Genomic DNA, 15,214 nt, shown 5'->3' on the forward strand with positions numbered 1-15,214 from the left:
TCCTGATTCGTCCGTCCTTATGGCCGCCATCGCTGCACGACTGATCACCAAGCTCGTCGATGTGCAGGACAAGTACGGCGAAGCCACCGTGGTGCTCACCGGGGGAACCGTGGGGATCGGCACGCTGAAGGCCGTTGCGGACTCACCGGCGGCGCCCGCCGTCGACTGGTCCAAAGTCAACTTCTGGTGGGGTGACGAACGCTTTGTTGGTTCTGCCGATCCGGACCGCAACACGAAGCAGGCGTTTGATGCGTTGCTCTCGCATATTCCGGTGGACCCGGAACGCATCCATTCGCCCGGCTCGTCTGACGACTTCGACACTCCCGAGGAGGCCGCGGATGATTACGCCCGGCAACTGAGGGAAGCGGCAGCGGCCGAGCATGCGGCGGACATGTCCGACGACCGGCCAGAGGAACCGTCATCGCTCCCCCGGCTCGACGTGGTGCTGCTCGGTGTTGGGCCGGATGCCCATATCGCATCGCTGTTCCCGGAACAGGCCGGAATACGGGAAAAGGACCGGACTGTGGTGGGCGTCCGGAACTCCCCCAAGCCGCCGCCGCTGCGGATCTCCCTTACCCTTCCCGCCATCAACACGGCGGCCGAGGTGTGGATGGTGGTGGCAGGCGAGGACAAGGCTGGGGCAGTGGGACTTGCCTTGGCCGGGGCAAACCCTGTGCAGGTGCCTGCCTCAGGCCCCCGAGGCACCTCCCGCACCCTGTGGCTGATTGACGAGAACGCAGCCTCACGTGTCCCGCAGCAGCTGGTCCGGAAGGACGCCGCGGGCGCGTAGCTTTTCCAGCGCTCCGGCCAGGACATCTTCGGCGTCCTGGCCGGAGCGCCGCTCTTTAACGTATTCCAGGTGACTCTTGTAGCCGTCCTCGAAGAGGTCGTCCGGCGCCGCCGCCTGGCTGTCACGGATGGCAGTGCCGCCGCAGCGCCTGCAGTCCCATGTCCTGGGAATCTGGTCCTCAGGCATCTTCAGGAATACGGGCTGGGTCTCGTGGCCCTTGGCGCACCAGTAAGACACCCTGATGCGCGGCAAAGGCTGGGACGACGAGTCATCATTCGATTGCAGCGTCGAGCCGGAGCCTGCGATCACACCGGCGCGGGTGCCCCGGAAGCCTGATGCTGGGTGGACCATGGCAACTCCTGCCTCATGTCTGCGTTCAGCGACAAAAAAACTGTGGCTGACGAATTCCGTCAGCCACAGTTTAGTTGGCAGTCCCGGCGGCCGGCAGGGCCGAAAGGACCTTGTGTCGTTGCCCAGCGCCTAGGAGTCCCCGCCGCTGAAACGCATGATCAGGCCCAGTGCGATGATCACCACGCCCCAGGTGACGCCCAGGATGATCGTGAAGCGGTTCAGGTTCCGTTCTGCCACCCCTGAAGAGCTGAGTCCCGAGCTCATGCCGCCGCCGAACATATCGGACAAGCCGCCGCCGCGTCCCTTGTGCAGGAGGATCAGCAGCGTCAGCAGGAGGCTGGTGATGCCCAGGAGGATCTGCAGAATGACATGAAGAACGTCCACGACGGCCTTTCGGAAGTTGGATTTGCGGGAGTGTGCGCTGGTTGCGAATTAGTCCGCGACCAGGTGGCTCTCGAACCTGACAATATTAGCAAACTCCGCCGGGTCAAGGCTGGCGCCGCCCACCAGGAGGCCGTCAACGTCGCGCTCCTGCAGGATGGCGGCGGCATTGTTGGCCTTGACCGAACCGCCGTAGAGGAGGCGGGTCTTGGCTGCCACGTCGGCGCCGAAGATGCCTTCGAGTTCTGCCCGGATGGCGGCACACATTTCCTGTGCGTCCTCCGGCCCGGCCACCTCGCCAGTGCCGATGGCCCAGACCGGCTCGTACGCTACCACCAGTTCGGCAGCCTGTTCGTTGGTCAGCCCGGCCACTCCGGCCCGAAGCTGCTGCAGGGTGTGGTCAACGTGGGTTCCGGCCTGGCGGATCTCCAGGCCCTCACCGACGCAAAGAACAGGAATGACGCCATGCTTGAAGGCCGCTTTGACCTTGGCATTGAGGACGTCGTCGGATTCGTTGTGGATGGTGCGGCGTTCGCTGTGGCCCACCAGGACGTACTTGCAGCCGAGCTTGTTCAGGAACTGACCCGAAATGTCGCCGGTGTAGGCGCCGGAGTCGAACTGCGAGAGGTCCTGGCCGCCGTAGGCGACCTGCAGGTCGTCGCCCTGGACCAGGGTCTGCACGCCGCGGAGGTCGGTGAACGGCGGGAAGACGGCCACCTCAACGCGGCTGTAGTCGTGTTTGGCGTCGGAGAGGGTCCATGCCAGCTTCTGCAGGAGGGTGATGCCCTGCACGTGGTCCATGTTCATTTTCCAGTTGCCCGCGATGAAGGGCTTGCGGTCGAAAGCGCCGTTCGTTGACGTAGTCACGTGATCTCCAAAAGATTCTTGATATGTGTGCGGCCGGCAGGCTGCCGCGGGCAACCTGCCGGCCGGAGGACTGCGGGGCCGTACTACCGGTCCAGGACGCTGAGGCCCGGGAGCTCCTTGCCTTCAAGGTATTCCAGGCTGGCGCCGCCGCCCGTGGAAATGTGGCCGAACTGGTCGTCGGCGAAACCCAGGGTGCGTACTGCTGCAGCGGAGTCGCCGCCGCCCACCACGGTGAAGCCGTCGGTTTCGGTCAGGGCCTGGGCGATGGCTCGCGTGCCTGCCGAGAATGCCTCGAACTCGAAGACGCCCATGGGGCCGTTCCAGAAGACGGTGCGTGCGCCCTTGATCTGTTCAGCAAAGGCGGCAGCGGTATCCGGTCCGATGTCCAGGCCGATGCCTTGGGCGCCGAAGCTGCTGCCTTCGATGGCGTCGGCGGCAACCGTTTCGTGGGCGGCGTCGGCGGCAAACTTCTCCGCCACCACGACGTCCGTGGGAACCACGAACACGGTCCCCGCGTCAGCGGCCCGCTTCAGGTAGTCCTGGACCACAGGGATCTGGTCCTCCTCGAGCAGGCTCGAGGCGACCTTGTGGCCCTGGGCTGCCAGGAAGGTGAACAGCATGCCGCCGCCCACCAGGATGGTGTCGGCCTTGCCGATCAGGTTGGCGATGACCGCGAGCTTGTCCGAGACCTTCGAGCCGCCGAGCACCACCACGTAAGGGCGCTGGGTATCGGTGGTCAGCTTCCGGAGGACCTCCACCTCGGTGTGCACCAGGTCGCCCTGGTACGACGGCAGCCGGGTGGCGACGTCGTAGACGCTGGCGTGCTTGCGGTGGACGGCGCCGAAGGCATCATCCACGTACGCGCCGTTGCTGCCGGTCAGGGCAACCAGCTCATCGGCGAAGGCGCCGCGTTCGGCGTCGTCCTTGCTGGTTTCGCGGGCGTCGAAGCGGACGTTCTCGAGGACCAGGGCTTCGCCGTCCTGCAGGGATGCCGCCGCAGACTTGGCGGCATCACCGACGGTGTCGGCCGCAAGGGTCACCTTGAAGCCGGCCAGTTCGGCGAGCCGGTCCACTGCGGGCCGCAGGGAGTACTTGTCCTCCGGAGCGCCCTTGGGGCGTCCAAGGTGGGCTGTTACCAGCACGCGGGCACCGGCGTCCGTGAGCTTTGCCAGCACTGGCAGTGAGGCCTTGATGCGGCCGTCGTCAGTGACTGTAGAGCCGTCGAGCGGCACATTCAGGTCACTTCGAACCAGAATGTACCGCCCGCGGACACCTTCAGCGATCAGTTCGTTGAGGGTGTGAGATGTCATGTGTCTAACCCTAGCCCAGCTTGGATGCCACAAGCTCCGTGAGGTCGACGAGGCGGTTGGAGTAGCCCCATTCGTTGTCATACCAGGAAACAACCTTGACCTGGTTGCCAATGACCTTGGTCAGGCCGGAGTCAAAGATGGAGGAGGCGGGGTCGCCCACGATGTCGGAGGAGACGATGGGCTCGTCCGTGTAGGTCAGGAAGCCCTGGAGCTCTTCGGACTCAGCGGCGCGCTTGAGTGCGGCGTTGACTTCCTCGACGGTGGTCTCGCGGGACACGGTGACGGTGAGGTCGGTGGCGGAGCCGGTGGGCACGGGGACGCGGATGGCGTAGCCGTCCAGCTTGCCCTTGAGCTCCGGCAGCACCAGGCCGATGGCCTTGGCGGCACCAGTGGAGGTGGGAACCATGTTGATGGCGGCGGCGCGGGCCCGGCGCAGGTCCTTGTGCGGTCCGTCCTGGAGGTTCTGGTCGGCGGTGTAGGCGTGGACCGTGGTCATGAGGCCACGCTCGATGCCGAATTCGTCGTTGACCACCTTGGCCAGCGGGCCCAGGCAGTTGGTGGTGCAGGATGCGTTGGAAATGATGTTGTGCTTGGCGTTGTCGTAGAGGTTGTGGTTGACACCCATCACGATGGTGATGTCCTCGTCCGAGGCCGGAGCGGAGATCAGGACCTTCTTGGCGCCGGCGGCGATGTGCTTCTGCGCGTCGGCCGCCTTGGTGAAGAAGCCGGTGGATTCGATGACGATGTCCACGCCCAGTTCCCCCCAGGGAAGGTTTGCGGGGTCGCGTTCGGCCAGGACTTTGACCACGTTGCCGTTGACGACGATGTTGCCGTCCTTGACCTCGATGGTTTCCTTCAGGCGGCCGCCGACCGAGTCGTACTTGAACAGGTGCGCCAGGGCTTCGGGGCTGGTGAGGTCGTTGACTGCAACGATCTCCAGGTCCGCGCCTTGGGCAAGCGCTGCGCGGAAGTAGTTGCGGCCGATACGGCCAAAGCCGTTGATACCAATACGGGTCGTCACTTTTACAGTCTCCTTGGTGCTTTGAGAAGCACTACTAGTTGAGCGGGCGTTGAAGCCAACTAACAGATCCCGCACGCCATTGGGCAGAGATGATTTACACGGAGGGCGACCAGCCTCATTGCTGAAGGCTAACCGCCTTCCGTGACCTATCTTACGTTTAACTGGGTCCGCCCCCGCAAGTGCGGGGGCGGACGGTCCACATCCCGGCTGCTTTAAGTCGGAATGTGAAGTTTGTTACAGCGATGTATAACGCGGGTCACTACGGGAGGGTGATGAGCCCCGTGGCGTTGGTGCGTGCTGCCTCGAAGCGCTGGGCAACATCTGCCCAGTTCACGATGTTCCAGAAAGCCTTGACGTAGTCGGCCTTGACGTTGACGTAGTCCAGGTAGAAGGCGTGCTCCCACATGTCCAGCATCAGCAGCGGGATGGTTCCCAGTGCGGTGTTGCCCTGCTGGTCGTAGAGCTGCTCGATGACCAGGTTTCCGCCGATGGGCTCGTAGGCCAGGAAGCCCCAGCCCGATCCCTGCAGGCCAAGGGCTGCAGCGGAGAACTGGGCGCGGAAGGCATCAAAGGAGCCGAACGCGTCATCGATTGCGGCAGCCAGCTCACCTTCGGGCTTGTCGCCGCCGTCCGGGGACAGGTTCTTCCAGAACACCGAGTGGTTGATGTGGCCGCCGGTGTGGAACGCGAGGTCCTTGGAGAGCCGGTTGATGTTGGCGAAGTCGCCCTTTTCACGTGCCTCGGCCAGCTGGGCCAGGGCGTTGTTGGCGCCTGCCACGTAGGTGGCGTGGTGCTTGCTGTGGTGCAGCTCCATGATCCGCGCGGAGATGTGCGGTTCAAGGGCGGCGTAGTCGTAGCTGAGTTCCGGCAATACGTACTCGGTCACAAAATCCTCCAATATCGTGGACCCGGAGGTCCGGTTTGGTAACGCTCGGATTGTGCATCCGGGCAGCTGGTGCCCGGAATTCTTTCTGATTCTATGGGGCGCTTACTCGTCCAGCATTTCGGGCGTCACATTGGCGTCCGTCCCGGGAACGCCCAGGTCGAGCGCACGCTTGTCCGCCATGGCCAGCAGGCGGCGGATCCGTCCGGCGATGGCATCCTTGGTCATGACGGGGTCGGCCAGCCGGCCCAGCTCGTCGAGGCTTGCCTGCTTGTGGGCCACCCGCAGTTCGCCCGCGTATTTCAGGTGGTCCGGAACGTCGTCGCCCAGGATTTCCAGCGCCCGTTCCACGCGTGCGCCGGCGGCCACGGCGGCCTGCGCGGAGCGCCGCAGGTTGGCGTCATCGAAGTTTGCAAGCCGGTTGGCGGTGGCCCTGACCTCCTTGCGCATGCGGCGTTCCTCCCACACCATCAGCGCGTCATGGGCGCCCATGCGCGTCAGGAGCGCGGCGATGGTGTCCCCGTCCCGGATGACCACGCGGTCCACTCCCCTGACCTCGCGCGCTTTGGCCTGGATGTCCAGCCGGCGGGCGGCGCCCACCAAGGCAAGGGCGGATTCGGGTCCCGGGCAGGTGACCTCCAGCGACGACGAACGCCCCGGTTCGGTGAGCGAGCCATGGGCCAGGAAGGCGCCGCGCCACACGGCCTCGGCGTCCGCCGCTGAACCATTGACGACGGCGGATGGCAGGCCGCGCACGGGCCGGCCGCGTCCGTCCAGGAGGCCGGTCTGGCGTGCCAGCGCTTCGCCGTCACGGACCACGCGCACCACGTAGCGGCTGGCGCGCCGGAGCCCGCCGGCGGAGACCACGATGATTTCGCTCTGGTGTCCGTAGACCTCGGCGATGGCGGCACGGAGCCTGCGGGCAGTGGATGCCAGGTCCACTTCCGCCTCGATGACGATCCTGCCGGAGATGATGTGCAGTCCCCCGGCGAACCGGAGCATTGCGGAGACTTCAGCCTTGCGCACTGATGACTTCTTGATGTCCAGACGGGACAGTTCTTCCTTGACTGATGCTGTCAGTGCCATGGCACCTTCCTAACTGTTCCCAAAAATGTCCTGGTACGCCGTGGCCAGCCGAAGCGGCTCATGGACGGGCCGGCGTCCCGACGCCCCTACTTTACCCAAGACAACTTCCGCTCCGAGCATGCCGGCAGCCTTCTCGAACTCCTGCCGGTCCGGCACCGATGCGGGATCGGCCAGGACCACGTCCACGCTGAACTCCGGGGCGTAGCGCCGGAGGACGTGCAGGTGGTCCGCGGCCGTCATGCCGGTGGTTTCCTTGGTGTCCGTGGCAAGGTTCATGGTCAGGCAGCGCTTGGCAGGCGTGCTGCACAGTGCCTGCCGCATCTCCGGGAGGAGCAGGTGCGGCAGGACCGACGTGTACCAGGAGCCGGGGCCCAGGACCACCCAGTCCGCCAGTTCGATGGCCGTCAGGGCATCAGTGCACGCCGGGGCTGCCTTGGGAAGGAGCCGCACTTCCTCCAGCGAGCCGGCCACGGCACAACGCGCCTGGCCGCGGATGGTCTGGAGGGTGGTGCCACCGTCCGGGGCGGCCACGCGCACATCGCCTTCGATGGTGAGCGGAACGGTTGACATGGGCAGGACCTGCCCCCGGGCGCCGAGCAGGGCCCCGGCCCACTTGAGTCCTGCCACGGCGTCTCCCAGCAGTTCCCAGAGCGTCACGATCAGCAGGTTGCCCATGGCGTGCTCGTCCAGGGAGCCACCGGGGCCCTTCCCGGCGCGGAACCGGTGCTGCATGACATCGCGCCAGGTCCGGCCCCAGTCGGTGTCGTCGCAGAGCGCGGACAGTGCCATGCGCAGGTCTCCCGGCGGAAGGACGCCGTACTCCTCGCGCAGACGCCCGGAAGAACCGCCGTCGTCCGCTACCGTGACCACCGCGGTGAGCTCGGAGGTGAGCAGCCGCAGTGCCGAAAGCGAGGCCGCCAGGCCGTGGCCGCCGCCCAGGGCCACCACATTGGGGCCCTTGTCCTGCTGGCCCGAGCCCTTACCAGCGGCCGGCGGCACCAGGGGCAGGGCTCCGGTGAACAGGGCCATTACTCGCGGCCCAGATCCCGGTGCGCGGTGGTCACCGTGACCCGCGGGTACTGCGCGAGTTTCTTGGAAAGTTCCACGGCTACTGCAACCGAGCGGTGCTTGCCGCCGGTGCAGCCCACGGCGATGGTGGCGTAGTGCTTGTTTTCCCTGCGGTACCCCTCCAGCACCGGCTCCAGGGCCAGGACGTAGCGGTCCACGAAGTTCTTGACGCCTTCCGCCTCCAGCACGTAGTCGCTGACGTCCTTGTCCAGGCCCGTCTGCGGGCGGAGCTGGGGCACCCAGTGCGGGTTGGGGATGAACCGGACGTCTGCCACGTAGTTGGCGTCCACCGGCAGGCCGTACTTGAAGCCGAAGCTCATGACGTTGAGCCGCAGGGCGACGGGGCCGGTTTCGCTGAACAGTTCCGTAATGGCGGTGGCCAGGCCGTGGACGTTGTAGTTGGAAGTATCCAGGACGACGTCGGAGCTGTCGCGCAGTTCCTGCAGCAGTTCACGTTCTGCAGCAATACCGTCAAGGATGCGTCCGCCGCCCTGCAGCGGGTGCGGACGGCGCCCCTGTTCAAACCGCCGGACCAGGACGTTGTCGCTTGCGTCGAGGAACAGGACCCGGAAGGTGACCCCGCTTGCCGCAAGTGCATGCAGCGCCGAACGGATATCGGCAAAGAGGCCTTTGCTGCGGACGTCGATGACCACAGCCAGCCGGGGAATGGACTGCGGTGCGTGCGAGACGAGTTCCGCCAGCGTGCCCAGCATCTGCGGCGGCAGGTTTTCCACGACATACCAGCCGTGGTCCTCCAGGGCGTCGGCGGCCGTGCTTCGTCCGGCGCCGGACATTCCGGTGACCACCAGCAGCTCCGCTTCGACCGGTTTGACGGGTTCCATCCCGTCGTGGCCGGCCCCGGATTCCGCCGTCGTGTCTGCCATGAATCCTGCCCCGTTTCCTCGTTGTCCCCATGGGCGGCGATGGCGCTGCCCCGTCCTTTACCCTAGCTAAGATTCAATGATTTCGCCGGTAGTCATGTTGATGGCCGGCACTGTGACCGCTTCGGGCCCGTCGGCAGCGAAGTGGTTAACGATGGCATTGGCCAGTGCGGGGCCAATCCCTTTCGCCTGGGCGAGCTCTTCCGCGGTGGCAGCCTTCACGCCCTTGACCGAGCCGAAGTGCGCCAGCAGGGCCTTGCGCTTGGAGGCGCCCAGCCCGGGAACGGCATCCAGCGCCGAAACGGTCATGGCCTTGCCGCGCTTTTGGCGGTGGAAAGTAATGGCGAAGCGGTGCGCCTCGTCACGGATCCGCTGCAGCAGGTACAGTCCCTGGGAGGTGCGGGGCAGGATGACCGGGAAGTCGCTGTCCGGCAGCCACACTTCCTCCAGGCGCTTGGCCAGGCCCACGACGTACACATCATCGATACCCAAGTCCTTCAGGGCGCGGGCCGCGGCATTGACCTGGGGCTGGCCGCCGTCAACAACCACCAGGTTGGGCGGGTAGGCGAATTTGGCCTTGGGCGCCGGGGTGGTGGTGTCCAGGGCGGCTGCTTCGGTTTCGGCCGCCTGGACATCCTCGAGCCGGCCGTCCGCTGCCACTCCGTCCGTTTCCAGCGCGTCCGCCGCCAGGACGGACTCATCCACCTGCGCGGACTTGTCCTGCAGGTAGTGGCGGAAACGGCGGGTCAGGACGTCGTGCATGGCCGCGGTGTCATCGGCCGCCGCGGGACCCGTGATGGAGAACTTGCGGTAGTCGGACTTCTTGGGGAGTCCGTCCTCCACCACCACCATGGAGGCCACCACGTTGGTGCCCTGCACGTGGGAAACGTCGAAGCACTCGATCCGCAGCAGCGGCACGGGCAGGTCCAGGGCTTCCTGGAGTTCCTGGAGGGCCTGGGACCTGACGGTGATGTCCCCCGCGCGCCGGGTCTTGTGGAGCCTCAGCGCGTGCTCGGCGTTCTCGCGCACCGTGGACATCAGCGCCGCCTTGTCCCCACGCTGGGGTACCCGGATGTCCACCTTGGCGCCGCGGATGCCGGCCAGCCACTTCGCCAGGTCTTCCGTATTGCTGGGCGCCACGGGCACCAGGACCTCGCGCGGGAGCCGGCCGTGGGTATCGCCGTCCTCGCCGTAAACCTGCTGGAGCAGGTGCTCCACCAAATCAGGGGTGCTGAAGTCCTCCACCTTTTCCACCACCCAGCCGCGCTGGCCCCGGATCCTGCCGCCGCGGACGTGGAACACCTGGACGGCCGCTTCGAGTTCGTCTTCATGAAGGGCGAAGACGTCGGCGTCCGTGTCCTCGGCCAGGACCACTGCGTTCCGTTCGAAGACCTTGCGCAGCGCCGTGATATCGTCCCGCAGCCTGGCTGCGTGCTCATAGTCGAGCTTCGCCACGGCGTCGCCCATTTGCTTCTCGAGCTTGTTGATGAACCTTGTGGCTTCACCGCCCATGAAGGCGCAGAAGTCGTCGGCCAGCGCCCTGTGGTCCTGCGGCGAGATCCGGCCGACGCAGGGTGCTGAGCACTTGTCGATGTATCCCAGCAGGCACGGCCGCCCGCTGGCCTCGGCGCGCTTGAACACGCCGGCGCTGCAGCTCCGGACGGGGAAGACGCGGAGCAGGGTGTCCATGGTTTCCCGGATGGCCCCTGCTGTGTAGGGACCGAAGTAGCGGGTCCCCTTCCGCTTGTCGCCGCGCATCACCTGCACCCGGGGGTACTTCTCGCTCATGGTCACGGCGAGGTAGGGATACGTCTTGTCATCCCGGAACACCACATTAAACCGGGGCTTGAACTCCTTGATCCAGGTGTATTCCAGCTGCAGCGATTCCAGTTCGCTGCCCACCACGGTCCACTCGACGCTGCTGGCCGCATGGACCATCGCGTAGGTTTTGGGCAGCAGCCCGGCCGGGTTGGCGAAATAGGAATTCAGCCGCGACCGGAGGCTCTTGGCTTTGCCTACATAAATGACCCGGCCGTGCGGATCACGGAACCGGTAGACGCCCGGGTTGGTGGGGATTTCACCGGTTTTTGGGCGGTAAGTTGCTGGATTTGCCACCTATCAAGTCTACTGAGTCGCGCCGGGTCTCCTTGCCAGCCGGGCTATTCGGTGGACTTGCTCTGGTTGTAGCTGGCAGAACGTTCCTGTCCGCTGAGTTCGGCGATGGCGTCCATGATCCGGTCCGTAACTTCGCGGCGGGCGGGAAGGGAGTGGTCCGGTCCTGTCTTGTCGAAGTACAGCGGCTCCCCCACCTTCATCGTGAAGTGCTGGGGCCGGACCCCTTTTTCGCCGGCGCGCTGAAGCTGCTCGGTCCCGATCAGGCCTACGGGAATCACGGGTGCCCCCGTGGTGAGCGCCAGCCAGCCGACCCCTGTACGGCCCCGGTAGAGGATGCCGTCGCGGGAGCGGGTGCCCTCCGGGTAGATGCCGATGCCGCGCCCGGCTTCGAGGATGTCCAGCAGGGTCTTGAGGGCCTGCACACTGGCAGCCTGTTCCCCGCGCTCCACGGGGATGGAGCCCACGGATTGGAAGAAGGCCTTCATGACCCTGCCCTTAACTCCGCCGGTGGTGAAGTATTCGGCCTTGGCGAAGAAGGCGACGGGCCGGGGCATCAGCGCCTGGACGATCACACTGTCGAAGAAGGACAGGTGGTTGGGTGCCACGATGAAGGGGCCGTCGGAAGGGACGTTTTCGAGTCCGACGACGGTGGGCCGGCAGGTGCCGGCGATGAGGTTGCGGGTGGTCCAGCGGACGGCATCAAACATTTCCATCGTTGCTCACCCCGCTCATGGCCGCAGTGTGGATCGCCTGGAGCCGCTCGATGACGGCAACGAGTTCCTCGCCGGTATTGACAACCGCCACTGAGCCGGCTTCCTCCAGCTCGCCGTCCGGCGCGAAGCCCCAGACCACCCCGATGCAGTCCAGTCCATTGGCGATCGCTCCGGAGACGTCCTGGGCTCGGTCCCCCACCATGATGGCGTGCCGGGTGTCCAGGTCACGCAGGGCGGCGGCGATGATCTGCGTCTTGCCCAGCGGGACGCCTTCCACCAACGTTTCGTCGTCCGCGGAGCCGTGGATGCCGTGGAAGAATCCGTCGATGCCGTGGTGCGCCAGGACCGTATGGGCAAGCCGCTGCGGTTTCTGGGTAGCAACGGCCACGGGGCGTCCAGCCTCTGCGAATGATTCGAGGATTTCGCGGATGCCCGGGTACAGCCGGCTCTGGGCGATGCCCGTGGCGACGTAGTACTCCCGGTACCGGCGGACCACCTCTTCCAGGAGGTCGGCCGGAACCTTTGCCACGTTGAGCAGTGAATCGCTCAGCTTGGGGCCGATCATCGAGTCAAGCAGGTCCTGGCCGGGAACGGGGAGCCCCAGCCCGCGGAGGGCCGATGCAATCCCCCCGGTTATTCCACCGGCCGGGTCGACAAGAGTGCCGTCCAGGTCAAAGATCACGGGCACTGTTGTTGAAGTCACCGGGTTAGTTTCTCACGACAGCAGGAGTGCCTGAAACTCGCATTCCCGGCGAGGAATACTTCTCTTGTAATTCCTTCGCTCAGCCCAGTATTTCGGCGAGGAACTTCCCGGTGTGGCTGGCGCTGGACTTCGCCACCTGTTCCGGCGTTCCAGCGGCAACAATCTGGCCACCGCCCGAACCGCCGTCAGGCCCGAGGTCAACCAGCCAGTCCGCGCTTTTGATGACATCCAGGTTGTGCTCGATGGTGATCACGGTGTTGCCCTTGTCCACCAGGCCCTGCAGGACCATGAGCAGCTTGCGGATGTCTTCGAAGTGCAGGCCGGTGGTGGGCTCATCCAGGACATAGATGCTGCGTCCGTTGGAGCGCTTTTGCAGTTCCGCCGCGAGCTTGACCCGTTGCGCTTCGCCGCCGGAGAGGGTGGTGGCCGGCTGGCCCAGCCGCACGTAGCCCAGTCCGACGTCCACCAGGGTGTTCAGGTGCCGCGCAATGGGTGAGAACGCCGCGAAGAATTCGGCGGCCTCTTCAATGGGCATGTTGAGGACATCCGCGATGGTTTTGCCCTTGTAGTGCACTTCCAGGGTCTCCCGGTTGTAGCGGGCCCCGTGGCACACCTCGCAGGGGACGTAAACGTCAGGCAGGAAGTTCATCTCGATCTTCAGGGTGCCGTCACCGGAACACGCCTCGCAGCGGCCGCCCTTGACGTTGAAGGAGAAGCGGCCCGGAAGGTAGCCGCGCACCTTGGCTTCAGTGGTTTCCGCGAAGAGCTTGCGGATGTTGTCGAAGACGCCGGTGTACGTGGCCGGGTTGGACCGCGGGGTCCGGCCGATGGGGCTCTGGTCGACGTGCACCACCTTGTCCAGGTGCTCCAGGCCCTGGACCGTCTTGTGCCGCCCGGCTACCTGCTTGGCGCCGTTGAGCTTGTTCGCCAGGACCTTGTAGAGGATCTCATTCACGAGCGTCGACTTGCCCGAACCGCTCACGCCGGTCACCGCGGTGAAGAGGCCCAGAGGGAAGGCGGCATCGACGTTCACGAGGTTGTTCTCCCGGGCGCCCACGACCTTGATCTCGCGTTTCTTATCATACTTGCGGCGCTTCTTGGGTACCTCGATGGCCTTGCGGCCGGACAGGTAGTCGCCGGTCAGCGATTCCCTGTTGTCCAGCAGTTCCTCGTATGTGCCGGAGTGGACCACCTGGCCGCCGTGCTCGCCGGCGCCGGGTCCGATGTCCACGATCCAGTCGGCCACGTGGATGGTGTCCTCGTCGTGCTCCACGACGATCAGGGTGTTTCCCATGTCGCGAAGCCGGGTGAGGGTTTCGATCAGCCGGCGGTTGTCGCGCTGGTGCAGGCCAATGGAGGGTTCGTCGAGGACATAGAGGACCCCAACCAGGCCGGAGCCGATCTGGGTGGCCAGGCGGATGCGCTGGGCTTCGCCGCCGGAAAGGGTGGCCGAGGGCCGCTCCAGATTGAGGTACTCCAGTCCGACGTCCAGGAGGAAGGTCAGCCGGGCCTGGATCTCCTTGAGGACCTGGTGGGCGATCTGGGCTTCGCGCCCGGTCAGCACCAGGTTGTTAAGGAAGTCTGCGCATTCCCGCATGGGAAGGGCGGCAACCTCGGCGATGGACTTGCCGTTGATCAGGACGGACAGGGAGGCCGGGTTGAGGCGGGCGCCGTTGCACGCGGGGCAGGGTACCTGCCGCATGTACTCTTCGTAGCGGTCGCGCGCCCAGTCGGAATCGGTCTCGCCGTGCTTGCGGTGGACGTACTGGATGGCACCTTCGAACCCGGTGCTGTACTTGCGTTCACGGCCAAAGCGGTTGCGGTACTGCACCACTACCTTGTGGTCCTTGCCGTGCAGGACGATCTGGCGCACGTCCTTGCCCAGCTTCTCCCACGGCGTGGTCATGGAGAAGCCGACTTCCTTGGCCAGGCCCTCCAGGAGCCGGTTCCAGTACTCCGTGGTGGCCGTTCCCATGGACCAGGGTGCGATGGCGCCCTCGGACAGGGACAGTTCCGGGTTGGGAACGATGAGTTCCTCATCCACCTCCAGCCGGGTGCCGATGCCGCTGCAGGCCGCGCAGGCGCCGAAGGGGTTGTTGAAGGAGAAGGAGCGGGGCTCGATCTCGTCGATGGCGAGGGGGTGCTCGTTGGGGCAGGCGAGGTTTTCAGAGAACGCCCGGATCCGCTCCGGAGCGTCCGCATCAACGTCAACGAACTCCGCCAGGACGCGGCCCTCGGCCAGTCCCAGGGCGGTCTCGATGGAATCGGTCAGCCGCTGGCTGATCCCTTCCTTGACCACCAGGCGGTCCACCACCACCTCGATGGTGTGCTTGAACTGCTTGCCGAGCTTGGGCGGATCGCTCAGCTGGACGAGGTTGCCGTCCACGCGTGCCCGCGAGTAGCCCTTGGCGCTGAGGTCCTTGAAGAGGTCGACGAACTCCCCCTTGCGTCCGCGCACCACGGGGGCCAAAACCTGGAAGCGCGTGCCTTCGTCGAGTTCAAGGAGCTGGTCGACAATTTGCTGCGGGGTCTGCTTGGACACCGGTTCGCCACAAACGGGGCAGTGCGGCCGGCCGACGCGCGCCCAGAGCAGGCGCATGTAGTCGTAAATCTCGGTGATGGTGCCCACCGTGGAGCGGGGGTTCTTGCTGGTGGATTTCTGGTCGATGGAGACCGCCGGGGAGAGTCCCTCGATGAAATCGACGTCGGGCTTGTCCACCTGGCCCAGGAACTGGCGTGCATAAGCGGAGAGTGATTCGACGTAGCGCCGCTGGCCCTCGGCGAAGATGGTGTCGAACGCCAGGGACGACTTGCCGGATCCGGAGAGGCCGGTGAAGACGATCATGGCATCGCGCGGCAGGTCGAGGTCCACGTTGCGCAGGTTGTGCTCCCGCGCACCCTTCACCACGAGGCGGGAGAGGTCGGGGCGCTCCAGGGCGGCCGCTGAGCGTACGGCGAGGGAAGCGGAGGGGGCAGGGGTTTCTTCAGCTAAGGCTTTAGGCACCCCATAATGCTAATCGAAAACTTTTTCGAACACTGACCGTT

At 65.4% G+C, this 15,214-nt stretch carries 14 protein-coding genes; 1 reads left to right on the plus strand and 13 read right to left on the minus strand.

Annotated features, from left to right (window positions below):
* The first annotated feature begins 19 nt into the window (after nucleotides 1-19).
* Nucleotides 20-790, plus strand: a complete 771-nt coding sequence (gene pgl, locus FBY30_RS17770; RefSeq protein ID WP_235009573.1) for a 6-phosphogluconolactonase — start codon at nucleotides 20-22, stop codon at nucleotides 788-790.
* Here the strand turns inward: pgl and FBY30_RS17775 are convergent.
* The 13 genes from FBY30_RS17775 to uvrA form a co-directional block, all read right to left on the minus strand.
* Nucleotides 743-1,141, minus strand: coding sequence for an RNA polymerase-binding protein RbpA (locus FBY30_RS17775; RefSeq protein WP_142133910.1), 399 nt, complete (start codon nucleotides 1,139-1,141; stop codon nucleotides 743-745). The genes pgl and FBY30_RS17775 overlap by 48 nt on opposite strands.
* A gap of 129 nt (nucleotides 1,142-1,270) precedes the next feature.
* Nucleotides 1,271-1,525 carry a preprotein translocase subunit SecG gene (secG, locus tag FBY30_RS17780; protein WP_142133911.1) on the minus strand — a complete coding sequence of 85 codons (255 nt, stop codon included), beginning with the start codon at nucleotides 1,523-1,525 and terminating at the stop codon, nucleotides 1,271-1,273.
* A gap of 48 nt (nucleotides 1,526-1,573) precedes the next feature.
* Complete coding sequence (gene tpiA, locus FBY30_RS17785) at nucleotides 1,574-2,389, minus strand: triose-phosphate isomerase (protein ID WP_142133912.1); 816 nt, start codon at nucleotides 2,387-2,389, stop codon at nucleotides 1,574-1,576.
* Nucleotides 2,390-2,472: 83 nt separating this feature from the next.
* Entirely contained in the window at nucleotides 2,473-3,699 is a 1,227-nt protein-coding gene (locus FBY30_RS17790; protein WP_142133913.1) for a phosphoglycerate kinase, read from the minus strand.
* Nucleotides 3,700-3,709: 10 nt separating this feature from the next.
* A complete protein-coding gene (gene gap, locus FBY30_RS17795) occupies nucleotides 3,710-4,720 on the minus strand; it encodes a type I glyceraldehyde-3-phosphate dehydrogenase (protein ID WP_142133914.1) in 1,011 nt (336 codons plus the stop codon).
* A 259-nt stretch (nucleotides 4,721-4,979) separates the two neighbouring features.
* Entirely contained in the window at nucleotides 4,980-5,606 is a 627-nt protein-coding gene (locus FBY30_RS17800) for a superoxide dismutase (RefSeq protein WP_142133915.1), read from the minus strand.
* A gap of 102 nt (nucleotides 5,607-5,708) precedes the next feature.
* On the minus strand, nucleotides 5,709-6,689 hold the full coding sequence (whiA, locus tag FBY30_RS17805) for a DNA-binding protein WhiA (RefSeq protein WP_142133916.1): 981 nt from the start codon (nucleotides 6,687-6,689) through the stop codon (nucleotides 5,709-5,711).
* Between the two features lie 9 nt (nucleotides 6,690-6,698).
* A complete protein-coding gene (locus tag FBY30_RS17810; protein ID WP_142133917.1) occupies nucleotides 6,699-7,718 on the minus strand; it encodes a gluconeogenesis factor YvcK family protein in 1,020 nt (339 codons plus the stop codon).
* The gene (gene rapZ, locus FBY30_RS17815; RefSeq protein ID WP_142133918.1) at nucleotides 7,718-8,641 is read right to left on the minus strand and encodes an RNase adapter RapZ; all 924 of its coding nucleotides are present in this window, start codon (nucleotides 8,639-8,641) and stop codon (nucleotides 7,718-7,720) included. Before rapZ ends, FBY30_RS17810 begins: the two co-directional genes overlap by 1 nt.
* A 66-nt stretch (nucleotides 8,642-8,707) precedes the next feature.
* A complete protein-coding gene (uvrC, locus tag FBY30_RS17820) occupies nucleotides 8,708-10,753 on the minus strand; it encodes an excinuclease ABC subunit UvrC (RefSeq protein ID WP_142133919.1) in 2,046 nt (681 codons plus the stop codon).
* Between the two features lie 44 nt (nucleotides 10,754-10,797).
* A complete protein-coding gene (locus FBY30_RS17825; RefSeq protein WP_142133920.1) occupies nucleotides 10,798-11,466 on the minus strand; it encodes a lysophospholipid acyltransferase family protein in 669 nt (222 codons plus the stop codon).
* On the minus strand, nucleotides 11,453-12,169 hold the full coding sequence (locus FBY30_RS17830; protein WP_142133921.1) for an HAD hydrolase-like protein: 717 nt from the start codon (nucleotides 12,167-12,169) through the stop codon (nucleotides 11,453-11,455). Before FBY30_RS17830 ends, FBY30_RS17825 begins: the two co-directional genes overlap by 14 nt.
* Nucleotides 12,170-12,248: 79 nt before the next feature.
* Nucleotides 12,249-15,173, minus strand: coding sequence for an excinuclease ABC subunit UvrA (gene uvrA / locus FBY30_RS17835; protein WP_142133922.1), 2,925 nt, complete (start codon nucleotides 15,171-15,173; stop codon nucleotides 12,249-12,251).
* Nucleotides 15,174-15,214: the final 41 nt, after the last annotated feature.

Source organism: Arthrobacter sp. SLBN-83, assembly GCF_006715285.1.
In the GTDB taxonomy this organism is placed as follows: domain Bacteria; phylum Actinomycetota; class Actinomycetes; order Actinomycetales; family Micrococcaceae; genus Arthrobacter.